The following is a 22,943-nucleotide window of genomic DNA, read 5'->3' as shown; positions in this document are numbered from 1 at the left end:
CTGTTCGGCTAGTTGAGAATCAATGGGCGAAGAACAGGGCATTGATTTTCTGCTGATGGTTTTTCAGATAAATAGCGTCCTCAATCATCGACTTGAGCCGGGCGAGACTTTGCCGGACCAGAATCAACGAGATAAGGGCGATATAGATGGGGGTAGGGGTCATGTAAAGAAAGTCCATGACCATAAAGGCAAATGTTCCCAGGAAACCCAGGGAGGACAGGGCATTGAGCAGCGCATGATGGTGGCGCTGCACAATTGAACGGATGCGGTCTTTGCGGTTGTATAAAACGATGATCAGTGTCGTGACGACCGCAATGTAAGTAAGGGCAATGGTCAGTAACGCGGGGTAGATGTAAAGGAGTGCGCTGAGGGTAATTGTCACGAAGCTGGCCGCTGACAAACCTCGGGTGAACCTGGAAAACGCCAGTACCGCCAACGGTCGCTGATGACTCAAGCTGTGGGACTTTTGGTTGTGCTTCATCAGTTGGTAGGCGCCTGTTCTGGAATAGCGCGACGCAATCAGCTCGGACAGTAAGTACAAGCCATAAAACAGAGCGGTCAATAAACTAAGGCCGATAATCAGCCAGGGCTTGCTGAATGACTTGAGGGCCGGGGGTAAATACTCGGGTATCGACTCGGAGCCCAACAGGATGAGTATTTTGATCGGCAACAGGAAGGTCACGATCAATAGGCCTTGCGCGCAGAAGTGGGCGGTATGGGCGGTGAAGGTGGCGGTCGGAGTAACCCGCATGAATTTACGAGCCAATGACATGCACCAGCCCAGAGTCGATAGCAGGGTGATCTGTAATGTCGACGCTTTCTCGATGGTCATTTGAGTCTCGTATGAGGTTGAGTTCAGCCTGTGATATCTGCAGCGTGTCGCTTTGCATAACCACCCGTTGTCTGGCGCGCAGGGACTTTTCCTGGAACGTGCGGGGGTTCAGGAACAGGGTTTCAATGGCGTCGCTCAGCTCGATGAAGCTCTCTGGGGCCGCGAGAAAACCACATTCATCATCGACAAACTCCGGTATTGCGCCGACTCGATTAGTAATCGGCACTAAGCCCGAGGCCATTGCCTCGTCGCGAGAAACACCCTGGGTGTCCATGCGACTGGGGCACAGGAACACCCCATAGTCTTTATGTAGTTCGGCGATTTCGGATTGTTTCAAGTAACCCTTGTCAATCCGCACATTCGCGTATTGGCGCAGGGGGGCCAATGTTTCCTCAAATAAAGGCCCGTCCCCGATCAGGCGAAATTGCAGTTCACTGAACCAGGGTTTTTGCGCCAGCAACTGGATGGCCTTGACACTCAGGTCATTGGCATAAGTGCGCGATACATAGGGGCGGATCGAGAGGATTTTCTTGCGTTGTTCAGGCGGTTTTTCCTGATAGGAAAACAACTGGGTATTAATCGGGTTGTGAATGATCCGGTACTGGTTTTTGGGTAAGCGAAAACCCAGGTCTTCCATGACTTCCTCGGCAAAGTGATGGGAGACGAACACCAGTTGCAAATGGGCCGGCATGGGGTTCAACAGGTTGCGCCAGAAACCCAAGCGCCGCTCGCTTTCAAGTGTGCCCAGTTGCTGTTGTTCTGCGCTGAGGTAGTTGTGAGCCCGCCGCCACCATGGCTGGATTTCGGAGCCATGGACCCAGACAATTGTGGGGAGGGCGTGCTTGCGCAACACCTCCCACATCTGCGGATCCAGGAAGTGCACCAGCACCGATTGGTATGACCCCGACCCGAGCATGTTTGCCAGGGCTGCCTGGGAGCCGGTGATGACATCGACGTTTTCAAACTCTTGGTAACTGACCGGCTCATTTGGCCGCAGGCGGAACACATCCACCGCTAGCCCTTGCGCTTGATACGCGCTCACACGGGTATGCAAAAAGCCGTTCCGGTACAGGTCGTCATAGGCCGGGTAATGGTTGCTCAGCAGCAAGTGCCCGGCTTTGCCGAGCAGGGTCGATGGCTGCGTATCGCGATGGCCCAGGACCAGCGCCTTGATTGTTGTGCTGCCACTTGCGTAAGCGCGGATCCCCAGGCGCACGCAGGCCGTTTCGGGGGGGACATCACAGCTCAGGTTGCAATTAGCCGTGTGCAGCTGATGGCTGATGCGTTGTTTCTGCGCATCTAGAAACAGGATGACCAACTGAATATTCAGGCCTGGGGTGGCATCGAGGAACAGCTTCAGGGGAGCGCTGCTAGCCAGTTGGTCCACGGGCAGTTCCTGCCGGGCATAGTGGTATTCGTGCCGACCGTCCGCGAGGGTTGAACTGATGTGCCAGGTACCTGCGTCGACCTCGGCTTGCAGCAACCTACTGCCTAGTGGGGCAAACAGCTTTGCCAAGGCTTCGCCGCTGATGTACGGCGTGCTGACACTCACTTGCAGCGGGGGGATGGTTTCTGCGTGACGTTGCAGTGTGTCGAGGGTGATACCGCTAGCCACCTCAACATCATCCACCACGGCGCTGACGTGCTGTGGGTTGGCGCCAGCCGCATTTTTGCAGTAGTTGAAGGCATCGGTTGCCAGGGCCAGAGGGTTTCGGTACTCGAGGGAGGGCAGGGCGTGGAGCCAGGCGCAGGCAGTTTGCCCGGCCAGCGACGAGGGTTTGATCAGTGCGCAACGGGCGGCGATGGCACTGCTGCAACGGTAGTCTTGCCCTGCGTTCTGTAGATGGATGCCATGCTCGTCGGCTGCGTAGTGCGCCACCTTGCCGATCACGCTGGTCTGGCTGTAGCGCGTGGCCAGGGCCAGGTCGAGCAAGTAGTGGGGCCCGTAATAGTCCTCGGCGAGCATCCCGCCCACCCAGGCTGCGCCGTTGGCCAGTTCAGCCACGGTAATGGCATTCAATTGCTTGCGGCTGATCAGGCGCAAGCGTGGGTCCGTAGCGGTTGCCCCCGAGTGCACCACTACCGTCATGAGGATATTGCTGTAGCGCTGGCGCTGCAGGTGCCGGGTCAGTGCCAGCAGCTCGGCGTTGTTGACCGCGTTGGCGATGATGCAGATCGTGGGCAAGGGATCGTCTTGAGGCGTGCCGGTGACTTTGGCCATGACATACCGCAAGCGATGAGCGTAGGTGTGTTCCTGCATCACCTTGCGCAAGCCGGCCAGGCGCAGTTTGGCGCTGTATTGCGGGTTGTCCGCCAGTGTCTTGAGCTGGTTGAGCATGTGTGAGCTGTTGTCGGTGGCGATAACCAGATCCCCCAACAGCACGCGCAGGCCGCGGGAGAAATTGCTGACAGTCAGGGTGTTGGAGCCCAGCAGCTCGAAGACGCGTCGCGCAAACATCGACTGGGATTGCTTGACCGAGTTGAGATTGATCCCGTAGCGATAGCCTTTGTAGGCCAGGGCCATTTGATCGGCTCTCAAGGTCCCTACGATGTAAGGTTGATACTCCACAGGGAACTGATAGTTGGAGTCTTGTTTGCCGAGGTTGCGGTCGTAGATCTCCAAGGGGCGCAAAGGTGACAGTTCACTGATGAGGTTGACGAGGTCGCGGATCCGATCGGGATAACGGACGTAGTAGGAACCGGCAAAGCAGAACCCGTCCTTGCGTTCATACAGCTCAATCGGGTTGTGCACCGCCGGCTGGCAGGCAAAGGGCAGCAGGTAGACGCGGTCGTGTCCCAGTGCGCCTTTATAGCGGTGAATGCAGTCGATATCGGTGGTGAATACAAAGTCGAATTGCTTGGCCGTATTCAGGAAGGTGTCGTAGTGCACGGGGTCTTCCTTGTTCCAGAACACCGTAGGCACGTGGTGTTCCCTGCACCACTGCACGACGCCCCGCAGCTCTTCGCAATTGTGCCCCACCTTGTTGCGCCACACGTCATCCTGGCCGCGCCATGCCGACTCGATAAACAGCAATTCGGGTTGGAACGCTTCGAGTTCCGCCAGGTAGCGGGTCGGGGTCAGTTGCAGCAACTGGCATTCATGGCGGTAGGCATCGTAGGTAAATGCGTCCATCACGCAGGCTATTCTTAATGGCTTGGTATTCTCCTGGGCGCCTGGCAGCAGATGGCGGTGGACATGCTCGGCCTCTGCCAGCGGGCGGGGCGCGGGGGGCGCGATAACCGGCGCGGTGGCAGGCAGCGACTGCCGTACATGCTCAACCTTTGTGGGGGTGCAAATCGGGCGGTTCCTGCGGGCTTGCCGGTACAGCCTGAACAAGATCGCCGGCAGGCGCAGCAATGCGCCCAGCGAGCGGGTGCCGGTCTTCAACTGGTAGCCCAATTGATAGGTGAGGCTGGCGCGAGTCTTGATCAGCCGCTGTTCTGCCAGGTGGCGCTTGGCATTGGCACTGTTCAGGCTGTCGTCAAGCGTGGCGATCTGCTCAAGAGCGCGGGTGAGGGCCGCCTGCAATTGTTCGCTGTTCGCGCGTTGCTCCTCAAGGTCCTGGCGCAGTTGCTTGTGTAAGGCGCGTTCCATCGCATTCATCCTTGATTCGTTCTCAAGCCGCCAGCACGCCGGCAGCATCAATCACCAGAAGGCCATCGCGCAGGGCGGGCATCGACATGAATTCGCGATGCCTGACCAGCACGACATGAATCTGCGCCCGCTCGAGGGCGTCGGTGGTATCGGTCAGCGCGTGCATCGCCATGTCGGCGGGCAGCCCCTCGATGTTCGGTTCTACCAGCAGCAGTTTTACCCCCAGCTCCTTGCCCAGTTGCCGGGCGATACCCAGGGCAGGGCTTTCACGCAGGTCGTCGATATCGGCCTTGAACGCCAGGCCATAGCAGGCGATCCGTACGCTGCCTGCCTGCAGGTCGGTACGCTTGAGCAGCAGCGTGGCCAACGCCAGCTTGACCTGTTGGATCACCCACTGCGGCTTATACTCATTGACCTCGCGGGCCGTACGGATCAAGCGCGCCAGTTCCGGGGTCTGGCTGACGATGAACCACGGATCGACGGCAATGCAGTGCCCGCCCACGCCCGGACCTGGCTGGAGGATGTTCACCCGCGGGTGATGGTTGGCCAGGCGAATCAGCTCCCAAGGGTTGATCCTCAACTGTGCGCAGATCATTGACAGCTCATTGGCGAAGGCAATATTGACGTCGCGAAAGCTGTTTTCCGTGAGCTTGCACATTTCTGCCGTACGCGCGTCGGTCACAAGGCACTGGCCTTCGACGAACGTCTGGTACAACTGGGCAGCAGCGGCCGAACAGGCCGGCGTCAGGCCGCCGATGATCCGATCATTGCTCACCAGTTCGCGTAGTACATGGCCCGGCAACACACGCTCCGGGCAGTGGGCGATGCGGATATCGCTGGCTTCGCCGTGGGTTGCCGGGAAGGTCAGATCGGGGCGCGCCCGGGCAAGCCACTGGGCCATGCGCTCGGTGGTGCCCACCGGGGAAGTGGACTCGAGGATGACCAGGTCGCGTTTTTTCAGCGCCGGGGCCAGGGCTTCGACCGCTGCCCGGATATAGCTCAGGTCGGGCTCATGGTTGTCCTTGAATGGCGTGGGGACGGCGATCAGGAACGCCTGCGCAGGTTCCACCGTGGTGGTTGCCCGCAGGTAGCCTTGGGTGATCACCGCGTGAACCAGCAGCTCCAGCCCGGGCTCGACAATATGCACGGCCCCGCGATTGATGATGTCCACGGTGCGCGGGTTGATATCCACGCCGACCACCTGTTTTTTGCGCGAGGCAAAAATGGCTGCGGTTGGCAGGCCGATGTAGCCCAGGCCGATGACGCAAATCTTCTCGACACTCATGCGGCGGCCTCGTTTTTTTGTGGAAGGTCCAGTAGCGCTGCCCGAATACGCAGGCAAGCGTTACCGTCGCCATAAGGGTTATGGGCGATGCTCATTTGCCGATACTCGGCCTCGTTCTCCAGCAATTGGTTGAGGTGATGGGTGATGCAACCGATGTCGGTGCCTACCAGCCTGACGGTGCCTGCCGCGACCGCTTCGGGGCGCTCTGTGGTCTCGCGCATCACCAGCACCGGCTTGCCCAGGGCGGGTGCTTCTTCCTGGATGCCGCCCGAATCGGTCAGGATCAGGTGGGCGCGGGTCATCAGGTACACGAAGGGCAAGTAATCCTGGGGGGCGATCAGGTACACGTTGTCGATCCCCGCCAGCAGACGTTTCACCGGCTGCTGTACGTTGGGGTTCAGGTGCACGGGGTAAACAAAGGCCACGTCCGGAAAGCACCGGGCGCTGTGAGCCAGGGCCTGGCAGATACGCTCCAGACCTTCGCCAAAGTTCTCGCGGCGATGACCCGTCACCAGCACCATGCGTTGCCCCAGGGGCAGGAAGGCAAACTGCCGATCAAGCCTGGCGCGGATCGGCACCAGTTTCTCCACCGTACTGAGCAGCGCATCAATCACGGTGTTGCCCGTGACATGGATGCTGTCCGGGGCTACGCCTTCATTGAGCAGGTTTTGCCGGGATGTTTGCGTGGGCGCAAAGTGGATCGTCGCCAGGCTGCCGGTCAGGCGTCGATTGCCTTCTTCCGGCCAGGGCGAATACAGGTCGTTGGTGCGCAGCCCGGCTTCAATGTGGGCAATCGGGATCTGCCGGTAATAGGCCGCCAGGCTGGCGGCGAAAGTGGTGGCGGTGTCGCCGTGAACCAGGATCACATCCGGTTTGAAGTCATCCAGCACCGCCTGCAGCCCCTGGATGATGGCCGTGGTCACATCCGTCAGGTTTTGGCCTGCCTTCATGATGTTCAGGTCGTAATCAGGTACCAGCTCAAACAGCTCAAGCACTTGGTCCAGCATCTCGCGATGCTGCGCGGTGACACAGATTCTTGCGTCGAAATCGGCATCAGCTGCCAGTTGGATCGCCAGCGGCGCCATTTTTATGGCCTCCGGACGAGTACCGAAGATGGACAGGGTCTTGAGAGTCATGGGCGTGGGTTCTTATTGGGTACCTGACACACAGGCGTGGGTTCCCTCATCGCAGTCCCGGCAATTGAAAGCTCTGCTGGTTGGGTGAGTACGAAAGCTCCTAGGCATTCTGCCGAACGGGGGTAGGTGCGACCACTGACCGTACGGCTAGGTTTTATCGAACCCCGAACACACAAAAGCCGCCCGAAGGCGGCTTTGTGTTCAGTGCAGAGTGGCGGCTCAGCCCGCCAGCATCGGGTAGGTAAACAACCCGAAATGCAGCAGGTTCAAGCCAAAGTGTGTGGCAATCGCTGCGCCCAGGCCGCCGAAGCGGTAGGCCAGGCCATACCCCGCGCCGGCGATACTGGCCAGCAGCACCCATTGCCAACCCGCGCCCACATGCACCAGGCCAAACAGCAGCGAGGCCAGCAGCAAGGCGAGGTTTTCGCCATAAGGCAGTTGCTTGAAGCGCCGGCTCAGGCCGCCCTGGATATAGCCGCGAAACAGTGCTTCCTCAACCAGGGTCACCAGTAACAGGTTGTTCAACACCCAGAGCCAGGCCTGGTCCGGCCATTTGGGCGCCCAACTGATAATGCCCAGAAGCACCGCCCCGCCGAGGGCGGCGATGGTGGTCAGGGTCAAGGCCAGGGCCGTGGCATAGATCGACAGGCGCAACGGGCGGCGAGCGACGATCCACGGGCAGACCAGCAGCAGCCAGAAACCAATCAACGGTTTGTCCTGGTTCAGGTACATCGAGAAGGGCACGGCATCAGCGCTGAAGCGCTGCGGGTCGATCCCGCGACCGTTGTAGAAACCGGGCAGCCAGTGCATCGCCAGGCCCAGGGCCAGCACGATAAACAAGCCATGGCCAAGGTAGCGCGCCCATGGGATGTGTTGTTGGCGCACGGCGTAACCTGCCACCAGCAATAGGCCGATGGACACCAGGGCCAGTAAACCCAGTTGCCCGTAGGCCAGGGCCAGTGCATAGCCGATGGATAGAAGTGCCAGGTACAGCCAGGGTAAAGCGGGCATTGAAAATCCTTGTGACGTTAAAAATGACGCAATTGCTTTTGCAGGAACCGGCAAGCCGGTTCTTGCAACGGGTGCGTATTATAGCGGCGGTACCTGGAGGCAAAAATGAAAACACCGCCCGAAGGCGGTGTTTTGTATGGCTTGACGCGTTATGAAGCGATCAGCTGACGCAATACATAGTGCAGAATCCCGCCTGCCTTGAAGTATTCAACTTCATTGAGGGTGTCGATCCGGCATAGCACCTCGACCTTCTCGCTACGGCCATCTTCGCGGGTAATCACCAGCGTCAGGTTCATGCGTGGCTCGATCTCGGCATGGGTCAGGCCGAGGATGTCGATCTTCTCCTTGCCGGTCAGTTGCAGGGCCTTGCGGTTCTGGTCCAGCTTGAACTGCAACGGCAGCACGCCCATGCCCACCAGGTTGGAGCGGTGGATGCGCTCGAAGCTCTCGGCGATCACCGCCTTGACCCCCAGCAAGTTGGTGCCCTTGGCGGCCCAGTCGCGGCTGGAGCCGGTGCCGTATTCCTGGCCGGCGATCACCACCAATGGCGTGCCGGATGCCTGGTATTTCATGGCCGCATCGTAGATCGGCATCTTCTCGCCGGTAGGAATGTAGAGGGTGTTGCCCCCTTCTTCGCCGCCGAGCATTTCGTTGCGGATGCGGATGTTGGCGAAGGTGCCGCGCATCATCACTTCATGGTTGCCGCGGCGCGAGCCGTAGGAGTTGAAGTCCCGCGGTTCCACACCCTGTTCGCGCAGGTAGCGTCCGGCAGGGCTGTCGGCCTTGATATTGCCGGCAGGGGAGATGTGGTCGGTGGTCACCGAGTCGCCAAGCAGGGCCAGGATATTGGCGCCCTGCACATCCTTGATCACCGGCAGCGGCCCGGCGATGTCATCGAAGAACGGCGGGTGCTGGATATAGGTGGAGTCTTCCTGCCACACATAAGTCGCGGCCTGCGGCACTTCAATGGCTTGCCACTGTGCGTCACCGGCAAACACCTCGGCGTATTCCTTGTGGAACATGCTGGTGCTGACCTGGGCCACCGCGTCGGCGATCTCCTGGCTGCTGGGCCAGATATCGCGCAGGTAGACCGGCTGGCCATCCTTGCCGGTGCCCAGGGGTTCGCTGCTGATATCAATGCGCACGGTCCCGGCCAGGGCATAGGCCACCACCAGCGGTGGCGAGGCCAGCCAGTTGGTTTTCACCAGCGGGTGCACGCGGCCTTCGAAGTTTCGGTTGCCGGACAGCACCGACGCTACCGTCAGGTCGGCTTGCTGAATGGCTTTCTCGATAGGCTCAGGCAGCGGCCCGGAGTTGCCGATGCAGGTAGTGCAGCCATAGCCCACCAGGTCGAAGCCCAGTTGGTCCAGGTAGGGGGTCAGGCCGGCGGCGTTGTAGTAGTCGGTGACCACCTTGGAGCCGGGCGCCAGCGAGCTCTTTACCCAGGGCTTGCGGCTCAGGCCCTTTTCCACGGCTTTTTTCGCGACCAGGCCGGCGGCCATCATCACGCTCGGGTTGGAGGTGTTGGTGCACGAAGTAATCGCCGCAATCACCACCGCGCCGTTTTTCAGGCGATAGGTCTGGCCTTCGAAGTCGTAGTCGGCTTCACCCACCAGGTCGGCATTGCCCACCGCAACACCGCCACCGCCTTCACTTTCCAGGCGACCTTCTTCCTTGCTGGCAGGCTTGAACTGCAAGTCGAGGAAGTCGCTGAAGGCCTGGCTCACATCCGGCAGCGAGACCCGGTCCTGTGGGCGTTTCGGCCCGGCCAGGCTGGCCTCGACAGTGCCCATGTCGAGGGCCAGGCTGTCGGTGAACACTGGTTCTTCACCGGCGTTGCGCCACAGGCCTTGGGCCTTGGTATAGGCCTCGACCAGCTTGACGGTGGCGGTAGGCCGGCCCGACAGGCGCAGGTAGTCCAGGGTCACGTCATCCACTGGGAAAAAGCCGCAGGTGGCGCCGTATTCCGGGGCCATGTTGGCGATGGTGGCGCGGTCGGCCAGGGGCAGGTCGGCGAGGCCGTCGCCATAGAACTCGACGAACTTGCCCACTACGCCTTTTTTACGCAGCATCTGCGTGACCGTCAGTACCAGGTCGGTGGCGGTGATGCCTTCTTTCAATTTGCCGGTGAGCTTGAAGCCGATCACTTCCGGGATCAGCATAGACACCGGCTGGCCGAGCATCGCCGCTTCTGCCTCGATACCGCCCACGCCCCAGCCCAGCACGCCGAGGCCGTTGATCATGGTGGTGTGGGAGTCGGTGCCCACCAGGGTGTCGGGGAAGGCGTAGGTGCGGCCATCTTCGTCCTTGGTCCACACGGTGCGGCCCAGGTATTCCAGGTTGACCTGGTGACAGATGCCGGTACCCGGCGGCACGACGCTGAAATTATCAAAGGCGCTCTGGCCCCAGCGCAGGAACGCATAACGTTCGCCGTTGCGCTGCATTTCGATATCGACGTTTTGTTCGAAGGCGTCGGCATTGCCGAACTTGTCGACCATCACCGAGTGGTCAATCACCAGGTCCACCGGCGACAGCGGGTTGATGCGCTGCGGATCGCCACCGGCCTTGGCCACGGCGGCGCGCATGGCGGCCAGGTCGACCACGGCGGGTACGCCGGTAAAGTCCTGCATCAATACCCGGGCCGGGCGGTACTGGATTTCGCGATCGGAGCGGCGCTCCTTGAGCCAGGCGGCAAGGGCCTTGAGGTCGGCGCCGGTGACGGTTTTGTCGTCCTCCCAGCGCAGCAGGTTTTCCAGCAGCACCTTGAGGGACATCGGCAACTTGTCCAGGTCTCCCAGGCTCTTGGCGGCTTCGGGCAGGCTGAAGTAGTGGTAGGTCTTGCTGTCGATTTGCAGGGTCTTAAGGGTTCTCAGGCTATCAACGGATGACATTACATGACTCCTTATGGTCCGCACGGCTACGGACCTGACGGGACGAACAGAGCTTATAAGCTAGCCCGGTTTTCAGTAGCAGGCTAATTACTGGACTCTATGGGCAAGTCCAAGGTTCCGAACTCAGCTATCATGCGCGCGTTTTCATGACAGGCATTGCGATAGAGCAAGCCAGTTGCCAGGAGATTCAATGAACACCCTTTTTATGCACTGCCGCCCGGGTTTTGAAGGCGAAGTCTGTTCCGAGATCGCGGAACACGCCGCGCGCCTGAACGTTTCCGGCTATGCCAAGGCCAAGACCGGCAGCGCCTGCGCCGAATTTGTCTGCACCGAAGAAGACGGCGCCCAGCGCCTGATGCGCGGCCAACGCTTTGCCGAGCTGATCTTCCCAAGGCAGTGGGCGCGCGGGGTGTTCATCGACTTGCCGGAAACCGACCGCATCAGCGTGATCCTTGCGCACCTGCGGGATTTCCCGGTGTGCGGCAGCCTGTGGCTGGAGATGGTCGATACCAACGACGGCAAGGAACTGTCGAACTTCTGCAAGAAATTCGAAGTGCATCTGCGCAAGGCCCTGCTGGCCGCCGGCAAACTGGTCGAAGACCCGAGCAAGCCGCGCCTGCTGCTGACCTTCAAGAGCGGTCGCGAAGTGTTTATGGGCCTGGCCGAGTCAAACAACTCGGCGATGTGGCCGATGGGCATCCCGCGCCTGAAATTCCCCCGTGACGCGCCCAGCCGCTCGACCTTGAAGCTGGAAGAGGCCTGGCACCACTTTATCCCCCGCGACCAGTGGGACGAGCGCCTGCACGGCGACATGACCGGGGTAGACCTCGGCGCAGCGCCAGGCGGCTGGACCTGGCAGTTGGTCAATCGCGGCATGCTGGTGACGGCGATTGATAACGGCCCCATGGCCGAAAGTCTGATGGACACCGGCCTGGTGCAACACTTGATGGCGGATGGTTTTACCTTCACCCCCAAGCAGCCGGTGGACTGGATGGTCTGCGATATCGTCGAGAAACCGGCGCGTAACGCGGCACTGCTGGAAACCTGGATTGGCGAGGGGCATTGCCGCGAAGCGGTGGTCAACCTCAAGTTGCCGATGAAACAGCGCTACGCCGAAGTAAAACGCCTGCTGGAGCGCATCGAAGAAGGCTTCAAGGCGCGGGGCATCCGGGTAGAAATCGGTTGCAAGCAGCTGTACCACGACCGTGAGGAAGTGACCTGCCACCTGCGCCGCCTGGACGTAAAGAAACCCAAGGCCCGCTAAAGACGACCTTGTAGGAGTGAGTGATGAGCGACATTTTTGACCCTGCCGTCGACGGCACCCTCGACGCCACCGGCCTCAACTGCCCGGAGCCGGTAATGATGCTGCACCAGCACATCCGTGACCTGGCGCCCGGCGGCCTGCTCAAGGTGATCGCGACCGATCCCTCGACCCGCCGCGATATCCCCAAGTTCTGCGTGTTCCTGGACCATGAACTGGTGGAGCAGCGCGAAGAGGCGGGGACTTACCTCTACTGGATCCGCAAGAAGCTCGCTTAAACCGCCGTGCGGATGCGCTTGCGCGCACTGCGTGCCAGGCGCACCACCAGCATCGCCGCCGCGCAACTGAGGCCGACGATCAGGCCCTGCCACAAGCCGCTCGGGCCGCTGGGCTGGCCCAGCCAGTCGGTCAGCCCCAGCAAGTAACCCACCGGCAGGCCCAAGCCCCAATAGGCGAACAGGGTCAGGACCATGGTCACCCGGGTGTCCTGGTAGCCACGCAACGCGCCGGCGGCCGTCACCTGGATCGCATCCGAGAACTGGAACAGCGCCGCAAACACAATCAGCATCGCCGCCACCTGGACCACCTGCGGGTCGGCGGTGTAGATCGTGGCGATCTGCTCGCGAAACAACAGCATCAGGCTGCATGATAGGCAGGCATAGGCCAGTGCGGTGCCCATCCCCACGCCAGCGGCGAAGCGCGCTTCACGGGGTTCGCCACGGCCCAGGGCCTGGCCGACCCGCACGGTCACGGCCATGCTCAGGGAGTAGGGGATCATGAACACCAGGGAACTGAAGTTCAGGGCGATCTGATGCCCGGCGACCACGGTTGCGCCCAGGCTGCCGATCAGCAGGGCGATCACCGCAAAGATGCTCGACTCGGCAAATACGGCGATGCCAATCGGCAGGCCGATGCTCAGGATGCGCTTGATCACCGACCATTTCGGCCAGTCGAAGCGTTTGAACAGCTCGCTGGCGTGATAGGCCGGGGCCCAGCGGGTCCACCCGACGAAGCCCAGCATCATTGCCCACATCACAATCCCGGTGGCCCAGCCGCAGCCCACGCCGCCCATGGCCGGCACACCGAAATGGCCGTAGATGAACACGTAGTTCAACGGAATATTCAACGCCAGCCCGCCCAGGCCAAGGAGCATGCTTGGGCGCGTGCGGCCCAGGCCGTCACTGAAGCAGCGCAGCACGTAGTACAGCGCCACCGCCGGCATGCCCGCCGCGATCCCGTGCAGGTAGCCCATGCAGGGGGCGATCAGCTCGGGATCAACGTTCATCGCATGCAGGATCGGTTCGGCACTGATCAGCAGTAATGACGCGGTGCCTCCCACCACCAGCGCCAACCACAACGCCTGGCGCACCAGCGGGCCGATCTCGGCGTGGCTGCCGGCGCCAAAGCGCTGCGCGACTTTGGGGGTGGTGGCCAGCAAGGTGCCGGTCATCAACAGATACACCGGAATCCAGATGGAGTTACCCAGGGCCACCGCCGCCAGGTCTCGCGCACTGACGCGCCCGGCCATCACCGCATCGACAAAACCCATGGCGGTGGTGGCCAGTTGCCCGATCATGATCGGCAGGGCCAGCGCCAGCAGGCTGTGGACTTCCCGGCGAACGCGGGCAGGGCGGGAGAGGGTTGTGGTGGCAGTGTTCACGTACAGATGTCCGATAAGGGAGAACTCAGGACGGCGCATTCTACGCCTTGACGGATGGGTCAGGAAAATACCTGTGTAGCGGATTTGTAAACGCGCCGCAGGCTGGTGCCTGTACACTGCGGGTCCGCCAAAGGAGCCTGCCATGCTGATTGTTGCCGACGAAAATATCCCGCTGCTCGATGCGTTCTTCGAAGGGTTTGGCGAGATCCGCCGCGTGCCCGGTCGGGCCATTGACCGCGCCGCCATTGAACAGGCCGATGTGCTGCTGGTGCGCTCGGTGACCAACGTCAACCGCGCGCTGCTGGAAGGCACGCCGGTACGGTTCGTCGGCACCTGCACCATCGGCACCGATCACCTGGACCTCGATTACTTTCAGCGGGCCGGTATCCAATGGTCCAGCGCGCCGGGTTGCAACGCCCGGGGGGTGGTGGATTATGTGCTGGGGAGCCTGTTGACCCTGGCTGAAATCGAGGGCGCAGACCTGAACCAGCGGACGTATGGCATCGTCGGTGCCGGTGAAGTGGGCGGGCGCCTGGTCAAGGTGCTCAAGGGCCTGGGTTGGAAAGTGCTGGTCTGCGATCCGCCACGCCAGGTCGCCGAAGACGGTGATTACGTCAGCCTGGAACAGATCATCGAGCAATGTGATGTGATCAGCCTGCATACCCCGCTGAAAAAATCCGGCAATGGCTCGACCTGGCACCTGCTGGATCGCCAGCGCCTGGAGCAGTTGCAGCCGGGTACCTGGCTGATCAACGCCAGCCGCGGCCCGGTGGTGGATAACGCGGCGCTGCGCGAGGTGTTGCTGGACCGCGAAGACCTGCAGGCGGTGCTGGATGTGTGGGAAGGCGAGCCCGAAGTGGATGTCGAGCTGGCCGAGTTGTGCGTGCTGGCGACCCCGCATATCGCCGGCTACAGCCTGGACGGCAAGCAGCGCGGCACGGCGCAGATCTACCAGGCGCTGTGCGCGCACCTTGGGCAGCCGGCGAGCATTCAGTTGAGTGACTTGCTGCCTGAGCCTTGGCTGGCCGAGGTTAACCTCAATGCCAGCACCGACCCGGCCTGGGCCCTGGCGACGCTGTGCCGCAGCGTCTACGACCCGCGGCGCGATGATGCGGATTTCCGCCGCAGCCTCGTGGGCACTGTGGAGGAGCAGCGCAAGGCGTTCGACCTGCTGCGCAAGCACTACCCGGACCGCCGCGAGATTGACGGCTTGAAGGTGCGGATCAGCGGCGAGTCGGCAGCCTTGCAGACCCTCGTCACCAGCTTGGGCGCGGGCCTTTGCTGATCGACATAGCGCAGGCATAAAAAACCCGGCCACCTGGGCCGGGTCTGAAAGAGCTGGGGCGTATCAGCCTTGCTGGGCAGGCTTGACCAGTTTCTGCTCCAGTTCGGCGCAGGCGCCCTGGATCATCTCTTCGGTAATCTGCACTTCACGGCCCTGTGCATCGATGTACGAGCAAGGCAACTGCTGTGGCTGGCGGATTACTTCAACTTTGTCAGTGCTGCTGGTTTGCAAGGACATGGCCTGTCTCCTCATCAGGTTGTGTACCTACTCTAATTCCCCCGCGTGACCGAGCTGTTACAACTCCATGGCCCGTCGACGGATCGAATGCCCACTCCAGCAGAAATCACGCTGGATTTCCAGCCGGAGTTTAGACCGATAGCCTCTAGGGCCTAGTCTTGCCGGGCATAATTAACCTGACTCATTGTGATTTGCCCAAGTTCAATCCGATTGCAGTGTAGGCTTGGGGTTGTCTTCCTCAGGTGATGCTTTCCATGCTTTCAGCCCGTCAACGCCGCGCCATTCGCCTGGCCACCCGCTTTATTGCCCCCTATCGCTGGCAGGCCGTCGGCGCCTTGCTCGCGCTGATCGTCACCGCAGGCATTACCTTGTCCATGGGCCAGGGTATTCGGCTGTTGGTGGACCAGGGCTTTATGACCCAATCGCCGCACCTGCTCAACCAGTCCATCGGCCTGTTCATGATCCTCGTGCTGGGCCTGGCGGTGGGCACGTTTGCGCGCTTTTACCTGGTGTCGTGGATCGGCGAGCGGGTGGTGGCGGACATTCGTCGGTTGGTGTTCAACCACCTGATCTACCTGCATCCGGGGTTCTACGAGCACAACCGCAGCTCGGAAATCCAGTCGCGCTTGACCGCCGACACCACATTGCTGCAATCGGTGATCGGCTCGTCCTTGTCGCTGTTCCTGCGCAACGCGTTGATGGTGATCGGCGGGATTGTGTTGCTGTTTATCACCAACCCCAAGCTCACCAGCATTGTGGTGGTGGCGCTGCCGCTGGTGCTGGCGCCGATTCTGATCTTCGGTCGCCGCGTGCGCAGCTTGTCGCGCCAGAGCCAGGACCGGATTGCCGACGTCGGCAGCTACGTGTCCGAGACCCTGGGCCAGATCAAGACCGTGCAGGCCTACAACCATCAGGTGCAGGATGAGCAGCGCTTCGCGCGGACGGTGGAGGAGGCGTTCACCACGGCGCGCAAACGCATCGTCCAGCGTGCCTGGCTGATCACCCTGGTGATTGTGCTGGTGCTGGGTGCCGTCGGCGTGATGCTGTGGGTGGGCGGCATGGATGTGATTGCCGGGCGCATCTCCGGCGGTGAGCTGGCGGCCTTTGTGTTCTACAGCCTGATCGTCGGCAGCGCCTTTGGCACCTTGAGCGAAGTGATCGGCGAGTTGCAACGGGCAGCCGGCGCGGCGGAGCGGATTGCCGAGCTGTTGCAGTCGAGCAATGACATCCAGGCGCCGGCGACTGGCGCGATCAAGTTGCCGCAACGGGTCAGTGGCCGTCTGGAGCTGCAAGACCTGTATTTCTCCTACCCCTCGCGTCCCGACCGCTATGCCATCGAGGGCCTGAACCTGAGCGTCAAGGCTGGCGAAACCCTGGCCCTGGTCGGCCCGTCCGGGGCGGGCAAGTCCACCCTGTTCGACTTGCTGTTGCGTTTCTATGACCCGCAGCAGGGGCAGGTGCTGCTCGAAGGCCAGCCGCTGACCGATCTCGACCCGCTGGATCTGCGTCGCTGCTTTGCCTTGGTGTCCCAGAGCCCGGCGCTGTTTTTTGGCAGCGTCGAAGACAACATCCGCTACGGCAACCCGCAGGCCAGTTTTGCCCAGGTCGAAGAAGCGGCGCGCATTGCCCATGCCCACGATTTCATCCTGCAAATGCCTGACGGATACCAGACCCATCTGGGGGATGGCGGCCTGGGCCTTTCCGGCGGTCAGCGCCAACGTCTGGCCATTGCCCGGGCCTTGCTGGTGGATGCGCCCATTCTGTTGCTGGACGAGGCCACCAGTGCCTTGGACGCGCAGAGCGAGCATTTGATCCAGCAGGCGTTGCCGCAACTGATGCAGGGGCGCACCACCCTGGTGATCGCCCACCGCCTGGCCACGGTAAAAAACGCCGACCGGATTGCGGTGATGGATCAAGGGAAATTGGTCGCAGTGGGCACCCATCAGCAGCTGATTGCCAGCAACCCGCTGTATGCGCGGCTGGCGGCCCTGCAATTCAGCGATGGCCACGACGAACCCTAAAAAAATGCCCGCGTCTCACAACGCGGGCACTTGCAGCTTCAAGCGGGCAGCATCTACCGGCTGTTACTGGTCATCAAAATAACGTTCGTGCCAGTCCACCAGCGGCTGTGGCGAGTTGAGCTTCTGCCCGTAGATCACCGAATAAGACAGCACGTTCTGCACATACTGGCGGGTTTCGTCGAACGGGATGCTCTCCACCCACACGTCGAAACTCAGGTGGTCGGCGCCGCGCAGCCATTGGCGTACGCGGCCAGGGCCGGCGTTGTAGGCCGCGGAGGCGAGCACGCGGTTGCCGTTGAACTGGCTGTGCACCTGGCTCAGGTAGGCGGCGCCGAGTTGGATATTCTTGTCCGGATCCAGCACCTGCTGCGGTGACGCCAGCGGGATGCTGAACTTGCGCGCGGTTTCCTTGGCGGTGGCGGGCATCAGTTGCATCAGGCCGCTGGCGCCGACGCCGGAGCGGGCGTCATCCATAAACGCGCTTTCCTGACGGGTAATGGCAAACACCCAGCTCGAATGCAGGCCACGGACCTTGGCTTCACGCACCAGAGTGTCGCGGTGGGCCATGGGGAAACGGATATCCAGGTCGTCCCAGTACTTGGCCTGGCTGATGGTGCGAATCGCTGGGAAGTACCACTTCATGTCGTAGGCAAGCTTGGCCTGGGCAACCATTTCGTCACGGTTGAAGTGGCGGCTGACGTGATACCACTCGCGGCGGCCGTCGACGATCTGGCCACGGGCATAAAATTCCAGGGCGCGGCGTACACCGGGGGTATTGCGCACCTTGTTGACCAGCGCCTGGCTCATGACCAGCGGCTGATTATTGAGTTGATACGGGGCCTGGGAGCGATCCGCGGCAAGGAAGCCATAAAAATCCCGCTCCTTTGCCAGGCCCTTGTACAGCACCAGTGCATGGGGGTTTTTCGGCTCGGCCAGTTCCAGGGCGCGGGCCTGCCAGTAGCGCCAGCGGTTGGTGGTGGCCAGGTCCTGGGGCAGCTTGCGGGTCAACTGGTAGGCATCTTCCCAGCGGGCCAGGCGCAGCAGCAGGCGCAGGCGCCATTCGGAGACGGTGTTGTCACGCAGTTCCGGGTCGTATTTGGTCATCACATCCAGGGCGCGCGGGTCGTAGCGGCGCGCCAGGGTCAGGCCGATTTCCCGGGCGATGGAGACTTTTTCGTCACGGGAGAAGTGCATGCTGCTGGCATACCCATCCAGCAGGGCCATGGCTTGTTCCGGGTCCTGGCGCGCCAGGCGGCGCAAGCCCAGGCCGACGGCGTCGGACATGGCCTCGGTGGCCGGCAGGAAGCGTGATGGGTCGCTGAGCATGGCGGGCTTTTGCGCCACATCCACCATCAAGCGGCCCTGTGCGCCCAGGGTGGGCAAGGTTTTCACCAGGCTGTTGGCCAGCGCATAGTTACGGGCTTCGGCGGCCAGCTTGGTGCGGTCCCAGATTTTCTGTTCGGTCAATTGCCCGGCGGCGGCCCATTGGCCAAAGGTGGCATCGCAGGCGGCGGGTTGGGATTTACCGGTCATCCACAGGGCTTCGGCGGTCTTGTAGCCTTCGGCCTTGAGGTTGTGGCTCAACTGGTATTGGCCGTGGAGGCAGTCCAGTTCGGTGAAATTGAGCTTGGCGTCGTAGTACTTTTCAAAGGTCTGCCAATCGCCACGCTCGGCCAGCCAGCGCAACCAGCGCAGTTTCATCCAGTTGGCCTGGGGCAGGTCGCCATGTTTGGCCAGGAACTGTTCGATTTCCTGGTTGCTCGCGGACTTCAGGCGGGCGGTCAGTTCGTCATAGGCCAGGTAAGGCGTCAGCGGATAGTCGGCCAGGGCCTGGCTGTATTGCATGTACGGCCCGGTGTCACCTTTGGCCAGGGCGCGCTTGGCTTGGTCGTAATATTGGCGTTGGGTGGTCAGGTCCACGGCCTGGGCGGTCTGGACGGCGGTGGAGGAAAGAAGCAGGCAAGATAAAAAGCTGAAAAGGCGACTGCGCATGAGACGTCCGTGCAAAGAAATCAGGACTAGTGCCGGCGCCGCCGACACTGATTACCCCTAGCTTAGCCTTTTGCCTACAGCCGGTGAAAGCTTTGCTGGCTGCTTCGCTGAAGTTCTCAAGAAATGTCCTACAGAACGTGTCGGGCACGAAAATGCCGGCCGCTTCACCCCCCAATTCAGGTAGAATGCGCGCCCAGTTTTTGGAGAAGCGTATGACCCTGCTCAAATTCAGCGATGTGTCCCTTGCTTTCGGCGCTATGCCGTTGTTGGACAAGGTGTCCTGGCAGATCGCCCGTGGTGAGCGGGTGTGCATCATCGGCCGCAACGGCACCGGCAAGTCCAGCATGATGAAGCTGGTAAAAGGCGACCAGAAGCCCGATGACGGCTCCGTGTGGCGCGCCCCGGGCCTGAAGATCGGCGAATTGCCGCAAGAATTGCCGGTGGCCGACGAACGGACCGTGTTCGACGTGGTTGCCGAAGGCCTCGACGGTGTGGGCGCATTGCTTGCCGAATACCATCACCTGGCGCAGAACTGCGTCACCGATGCCGACCTGGACAAACTGATGCACGTCCAGCAAGACCTCGAAGCCCGTGATGGCTGGCGCTTGCAGCAATTGGTCGACAGCACCCTGAGCCGCCTGCAACTGCCGGCCGACAAGACCCTCGCCGAATTGTCCGGCGGCTGGCGTCGCCGTGTGCTGCTGGCCCAGGCTCTGGTTTCCGAGCCGGACCTGCTGCTGCTCGACGAACCAACCAACCACCTGGACATCGGCGCGATTGCCTGGCTTGAAGAAGCCCTCAAAGACTTCCAGGGCGCCGTGCTGTTCATCACGCACGACCGTTCTTTCCTGCAGAACCTCGCCACGCGCATCCTCGAGCTGGATCGCGGCGGCCTGATCGACTGGAACGGCGACTACGCCAGCTTCCTGGTGCACAAAGAAGCCACCCTGGCCGCTGAAGAAACCGCCAACGCGCTGTTCGACAAGAAGCTGGCCCAGGAAGAAGTGTGGATCCGCCAGGGCATCAAGGCCCGCCGCACCCGTAACGAAGGCCGTGTACGGGCCCTGAAAGCCTTGCGTGTGGAGCGCAGCGAACGTCGCGAGCGCACCGGCAAGGCCAATATCCAGCTCGATACCGCCGACAAGTCGGGCAAGCAGGTGATGGTCCTGGAGAACGTCAGCTTCCATCACCCGGATGGCCCGTTCCTGATCAAAGACTTCTCCATGGTCCTGCAGCGCGGCGACCGCATCGGCCTGCTGGGTGCCAACGGTACCGGCAAGACCACCCTGCTCAAGCTGATGCTCAGCGGTCTGCAACCGACCAGCGGCACTGTGGAAGAGGGGACGCGCATCGACGTGGCCTACTTCGACCAGTTGCGCCACCAGTTGGACCTGGAAAAGACCGTGATCGACAACGTCGCCGAAGGCCGCGACTTTATCGACATCGACGGCCAGAGCCGCCACGTGTTGAGCTACCTGGGCGACTTCCTGTTCAGCCCGCAACGTGCGCGCACGCCGGTCAAGGCGTTGTCTGGCGGCGAGCGTGCGCGCCTGCTGCTGGCCAAGTTGTTCAGCAAACCGGCCAACCTGCTGGTGCTCGACGAACCGACCAACGACCTCGACGTGGAAACGCTGGAGTTGCTGGAAGAGGTCCTGCTGACCTTCAACGGCACCGTACTGATGGTCAGCCACGACCGGGCATTCCTCGACAACGTGGTCACCAGCACCCTGGTCTTCGAAGGTGAAGGCAAGGTGCGCGAATACGTCGGTGGTTACCAGGACTGGCTGCGCCAGGGCGGCTCGCCGCGCCTGCTGGGCGTGACCGAGAGCAAGTCTGGCAAGGCCGACTTGAACTCTGCTGTGGTTGCACCGGCTGCTGTTGCGCCGGTTCAGGAAGCCGCGCCGGCTGCCAAGAAGAAGCTCAGCTACAAGCTGCAGCGTGAGCTCGAAGCCCTGCCGGGTGAAATCGAAGCCAAGGAAAAGCAGATTGCTGCAGTGGAGGCCGACATGGCTGACGCGGGCTTCTACCTGCGTCCGGCGGCAGAAACGGCCAAGGTCATCGAGTCCCTGGAGAAGCTGAACCAGGAGCTGGAAGTCTTGGTTGAGCGTTGGGCCGAGCTGGATGCCTGATTGATTCAGCGGCAATAAAAAACCGGTGCTCTTACGAGTACCGGTTTTTTTATATGAAATGCACTTCAACAGTTAGGAGCTGGCTTGCCGGCGATAGCGGTCTGCCAGCCACCAGCTGTATCAGCTGACAGGCTGCTATCGCAGGTAAGCCAGCTCCTACATTTGATGTGCAGTGCTCTTACGAGCTTTTTACCAGCTTCACTGCCAGTACGTCGCACGGTGCGCCGTGCAATACGTCGTTGGCGGTCGAACCCAGCAGCAACGCCAAGCCGTGGCGACCATGGCTGCCGACCACGATCAGGTCGCAGTTCTGTTCCTTGGCCAGATGATGGATTTCCTGGCGTGGCTGGCCGTAAGTCAGGTGGCTTTGGTCTTTTTTCAGTGCGGGATACTTGGCAATCAGTCGGTCCAGGCGCTCCTTGGCCTGGTCGAATTGCTGCTGTTGCAGTTGCGAAAGGTCCATCGGTACGTCGCCGCCAAAGGCCATGGCCATGGGTTCGACGATATGCACCAGGGACAGCTTCACGGTATCACCGGCAATGGCCACGGCGCGCTTGATCACCGGATCGCACTCTTCGGTCAGATCCACGGCGACCAGAATATGTTGGTAAGTCATGAGGCGTTCCTCCAGGGGACTGCAATAAGTTCAGTATGGCTGCTTTCAAGCGGATGGGGTCAAATCCGCTCATCTAGAAATTCGGGAGTACACATATGACGGTCTGGATAGTGGTGTCAATCCTTCTAGTGGTCTTGAGCCCTCTGGCATGGCTGCGGCCCTCGCGCCACCAGAGCGGGCGCATGGCCCTGCGCATGGAGGCGCGACGCATCGGCCTGGCGATGCAACTGTCGCCCCAGGAATGGCCGCACTGGCTCAAGCAGGAGCCGCCCAGCCCCTGTGCGCAGTACTGTCGGCCACGGCGCGGCAGCAAACCCGCGCTGTGGGTTTACTGGCAGCAGGAGCCGGGTGTGTGGGTCAACCAATGGCAGGAAATCTGCGTGGACGAGAAGTTGTTGCCGCATTTTGCAACGCTGCCGGCCAATGTCTTCAAAGTGGAGGCGGACAAGCAGATGATCGCCCTGTACTGGGGCGAGAAGGGCGAGTCCAGCGACTTGCAGGCCATCAGTGCGTTACTCAAGGCCCTGGCCTGAGGCAATAAAAAGCCCGACATCATCATCGGGCTGGAGTTGGCCAGGCAGGCCGGTCATTCTGCGTTTCATCGCGCCGCGCATTCGCGCCGGCGTTCCCACATGCGGCTAGCCTAGCCGGATATCCGCCGCTGTACAGGCCTTTGCTGGCTCTTTTGGATTATTGATCAGGTGAATACCTGCGCATTGATTCGCCTTGGCGGTTATGAAATGACTGAAAAGTCGCGTTTTTACGGCGCTTTCGGGCGATTGACAATTGTCGGAATTTGGCTGAAGGTGGCGTACCCAAATCAAACGGGCGTATGAATTGAGTGTTCGTCTGTCAGGCATCTCATACATAATCCCGACTATCGCATTGGCGGGTGTGCCTGGCGCGTTGGCGTGAGCATTGACGAAATGATCAATGCCCGACCAGGGGCCAGCGTCCGATGTGTACTGTTCAGCTTCCATATCGTGGAGATC

At 61.2% G+C, this 22,943-nt stretch carries 17 protein-coding genes; 6 read left to right on the top strand and 11 right to left on the bottom strand.

The features are described 5' to 3' along the window. Positions 1–19: 19 nt before the first annotated feature. The 6 genes from HBR94_RS06310 to acnA all read right to left on the bottom strand — a co-directional run bounded on the left by HBR94_RS06310 (position 20) and on the right by acnA (position 10,750). Complete coding sequence (locus HBR94_RS06310; RefSeq protein ID WP_169960510.1) at positions 20–832, bottom strand: hypothetical protein; 813 nt, start codon at positions 830–832, stop codon at positions 20–22. Continuing rightward, positions 756–4,427: a glycosyltransferase gene (locus HBR94_RS06305; RefSeq protein ID WP_262383366.1), complete on the bottom strand. Its 3,672-nt coding sequence runs from the start codon at positions 4,425–4,427 to the stop codon at positions 756–758. Before HBR94_RS06305 ends, HBR94_RS06310 begins: the two co-directional genes overlap by 77 nt. A 22-nt stretch (positions 4,428–4,449) precedes the next feature. Then, positions 4,450–5,712 (bottom strand): UDP-N-acetyl-D-mannosamine dehydrogenase, encoded by a 1,263-nt coding sequence (wecC, locus tag HBR94_RS06300; protein WP_115128689.1) that lies wholly within the window; start codon positions 5,710–5,712, stop codon positions 4,450–4,452. Further along, positions 5,709–6,848 carry a UDP-N-acetylglucosamine 2-epimerase (non-hydrolyzing) gene (gene wecB / locus HBR94_RS06295; protein WP_057444914.1) on the bottom strand — a complete coding sequence of 380 codons (1,140 nt, stop codon included), beginning with the start codon at positions 6,846–6,848 and terminating at the stop codon, positions 5,709–5,711. Before wecB ends, wecC begins: the two co-directional genes overlap by 4 nt. A gap of 219 nt (positions 6,849–7,067) precedes the next feature. Beyond that, the gene (locus HBR94_RS06290; protein ID WP_115128688.1) at positions 7,068–7,859 is read right to left on the bottom strand and encodes a CPBP family intramembrane glutamic endopeptidase; all 792 of its coding nucleotides are present in this window, start codon (positions 7,857–7,859) and stop codon (positions 7,068–7,070) included. A 149-nt stretch (positions 7,860–8,008) separates the two neighbouring features. After that, positions 8,009–10,750 (bottom strand): aconitate hydratase AcnA, encoded by a 2,742-nt coding sequence (acnA, locus tag HBR94_RS06285; protein WP_115128687.1) that lies wholly within the window; start codon positions 10,748–10,750, stop codon positions 8,009–8,011. Between the two features lie 190 nt (positions 10,751–10,940). Here acnA and rlmM point away from each other — a divergent pair, with 190 nt between their 5' ends. Together rlmM and tusA are read left to right on the top strand one after the other, a co-directional pair. Beyond that, entirely contained in the window at positions 10,941–12,014 is a 1,074-nt protein-coding gene (rlmM, locus tag HBR94_RS06280) for a 23S rRNA (cytidine(2498)-2'-O)-methyltransferase RlmM (RefSeq protein WP_029300064.1), read from the top strand. Positions 12,015–12,037: 23 nt separating this feature from the next. Continuing rightward, a complete protein-coding gene (tusA, locus tag HBR94_RS06275; RefSeq protein ID WP_057438513.1) occupies positions 12,038–12,289 on the top strand; it encodes a sulfurtransferase TusA in 252 nt (83 codons plus the stop codon). On the opposite strand, the gene HBR94_RS06270 is transcribed toward tusA, so the two are convergent. Next, positions 12,286–13,671, bottom strand: a complete 1,386-nt coding sequence (locus HBR94_RS06270) for an MATE family efflux transporter (protein ID WP_057438638.1) — start codon at positions 13,669–13,671, stop codon at positions 12,286–12,288. The two genes, tusA and HBR94_RS06270, sit on opposite strands and share 4 nt — an antisense overlap. 142 nt (positions 13,672–13,813) lie before the next feature. Between HBR94_RS06270 and pdxB the strand changes: the two genes are divergently transcribed. Further along, positions 13,814–14,956 (top strand): 4-phosphoerythronate dehydrogenase PdxB, encoded by a 1,143-nt coding sequence (gene pdxB, locus HBR94_RS06265; protein WP_170044389.1) that lies wholly within the window; start codon positions 13,814–13,816, stop codon positions 14,954–14,956. Between the two features lie 63 nt (positions 14,957–15,019). On the opposite strand, the gene HBR94_RS06260 is transcribed toward pdxB, so the two are convergent. Next, positions 15,020–15,193 carry a PA1571 family protein gene (locus HBR94_RS06260; protein WP_032863322.1) on the bottom strand — a complete coding sequence of 58 codons (174 nt, stop codon included), beginning with the start codon at positions 15,191–15,193 and terminating at the stop codon, positions 15,020–15,022. 245 nt (positions 15,194–15,438) lie between these two features. On the opposite strand from HBR94_RS06260, the gene HBR94_RS06255 reads away from it, so the two are divergent. Continuing rightward, positions 15,439–17,214 (top strand): ABC transporter transmembrane domain-containing protein, encoded by a 1,776-nt coding sequence (locus tag HBR94_RS06255; protein ID WP_164844806.1) that lies wholly within the window; start codon positions 15,439–15,441, stop codon positions 17,212–17,214. Positions 17,215–17,277: 63 nt separating this feature from the next. On the opposite strand, the gene HBR94_RS06250 is transcribed toward HBR94_RS06255, so the two are convergent. Beyond that, positions 17,278–19,206 carry a transglycosylase SLT domain-containing protein gene (locus HBR94_RS06250; RefSeq protein ID WP_170044388.1) on the bottom strand — a complete coding sequence of 643 codons (1,929 nt, stop codon included), beginning with the start codon at positions 19,204–19,206 and terminating at the stop codon, positions 17,278–17,280. Between the two features lie 212 nt (positions 19,207–19,418). Here HBR94_RS06250 and HBR94_RS06245 point away from each other — a divergent pair, with 212 nt between their 5' ends. Beyond that, positions 19,419–21,335, top strand: a complete 1,917-nt coding sequence (locus HBR94_RS06245; protein ID WP_057960300.1) for an ATP-binding cassette domain-containing protein — start codon at positions 19,419–19,421, stop codon at positions 21,333–21,335. A gap of 178 nt (positions 21,336–21,513) precedes the next feature. Here the strand turns inward: HBR94_RS06245 and HBR94_RS06240 are convergent, their stop codons facing one another. Further along, on the bottom strand, positions 21,514–21,951 hold the full coding sequence (locus HBR94_RS06240; protein WP_057438517.1) for a universal stress protein: 438 nt from the start codon (positions 21,949–21,951) through the stop codon (positions 21,514–21,516). A gap of 95 nt (positions 21,952–22,046) precedes the next feature. On the opposite strand from HBR94_RS06240, the gene HBR94_RS06235 reads away from it, so the two are divergent. After that, on the top strand, positions 22,047–22,484 hold the full coding sequence (locus tag HBR94_RS06235; protein WP_057438518.1) for a hypothetical protein: 438 nt from the start codon (positions 22,047–22,049) through the stop codon (positions 22,482–22,484). A 105-nt stretch (positions 22,485–22,589) separates the two neighbouring features. On the opposite strand, the gene HBR94_RS06230 is transcribed toward HBR94_RS06235, so the two are convergent. After that, positions 22,590–22,931 carry a hypothetical protein gene (locus tag HBR94_RS06230; RefSeq protein WP_170044387.1) on the bottom strand — a complete coding sequence of 114 codons (342 nt, stop codon included), beginning with the start codon at positions 22,929–22,931 and terminating at the stop codon, positions 22,590–22,592. Between the last annotated feature and the right edge of the window lie 12 nt (positions 22,932–22,943).

The organism is Pseudomonas sp. WS 5412, assembly GCF_012985615.1.
Classification (GTDB): Bacteria; Pseudomonadota; Gammaproteobacteria; order Pseudomonadales; family Pseudomonadaceae; genus Aquipseudomonas; species Aquipseudomonas shahriarae.
The sequence above is the reverse complement of the archived record's forward strand: the minus strand, read 5'-3'. Positions and strand labels throughout refer to the sequence as shown.

Bases quoted from the DNA above. Each gene is read 5' to 3' on its own strand.
- HBR94_RS06310 (WP_169960510.1), bottom strand. From the start codon at position 832: ATGACCATCGAGAAAGCGTCGACATTACAGATCACCCTGCTATCGACT.
- HBR94_RS06305 (WP_262383366.1), bottom strand. From the start codon at position 4,427: ATGGAACGCGCCTTACACAAGCAACTGCGCCAGGACCTTGAGGAGCAA.
- wecC (WP_115128689.1), bottom strand. From the start codon at position 5,712: ATGAGTGTCGAGAAGATTTGCGTCATCGGCCTGGGCTACATCGGCCTG.
- wecB (WP_057444914.1), bottom strand. From the start codon at position 6,848: ATGACTCTCAAGACCCTGTCCATCTTCGGTACTCGTCCGGAGGCCATA.
- HBR94_RS06290 (WP_115128688.1), bottom strand. From the start codon at position 7,859: ATGCCCGCTTTACCCTGGCTGTACCTGGCACTTCTATCCATCGGCTAT.
- acnA (WP_115128687.1), bottom strand. From the start codon at position 10,750: ATGTCATCCGTTGATAGCCTGAGAACCCTTAAGACCCTGCAAATCGAC.
- rlmM (WP_029300064.1), top strand. From the start codon at position 10,941: ATGAACACCCTTTTTATGCACTGCCGCCCGGGTTTTGAAGGCGAAGTC.
- tusA (WP_057438513.1), top strand. From the start codon at position 12,038: ATGAGCGACATTTTTGACCCTGCCGTCGACGGCACCCTCGACGCCACC.
- pdxB (WP_170044389.1), top strand. From the start codon at position 13,814: ATGCTGATTGTTGCCGACGAAAATATCCCGCTGCTCGATGCGTTCTTC.
- HBR94_RS06260 (WP_032863322.1), bottom strand. From the start codon at position 15,193: ATGTCCTTGCAAACCAGCAGCACTGACAAAGTTGAAGTAATCCGCCAG.
- HBR94_RS06255 (WP_164844806.1), top strand. From the start codon at position 15,439: ATGCTTTCCATGCTTTCAGCCCGTCAACGCCGCGCCATTCGCCTGGCC.
- HBR94_RS06250 (WP_170044388.1), bottom strand. From the start codon at position 19,206: ATGCGCAGTCGCCTTTTCAGCTTTTTATCTTGCCTGCTTCTTTCCTCC.
- HBR94_RS06245 (WP_057960300.1), top strand. From the start codon at position 19,419: ATGACCCTGCTCAAATTCAGCGATGTGTCCCTTGCTTTCGGCGCTATG.
- HBR94_RS06240 (WP_057438517.1), bottom strand. From the start codon at position 21,951: ATGACTTACCAACATATTCTGGTCGCCGTGGATCTGACCGAAGAGTGC.
- HBR94_RS06235 (WP_057438518.1), top strand. From the start codon at position 22,047: ATGACGGTCTGGATAGTGGTGTCAATCCTTCTAGTGGTCTTGAGCCCT.
- HBR94_RS06230 (WP_170044387.1), bottom strand. From the start codon at position 22,931: ATGGAAGCTGAACAGTACACATCGGACGCTGGCCCCTGGTCGGGCATT.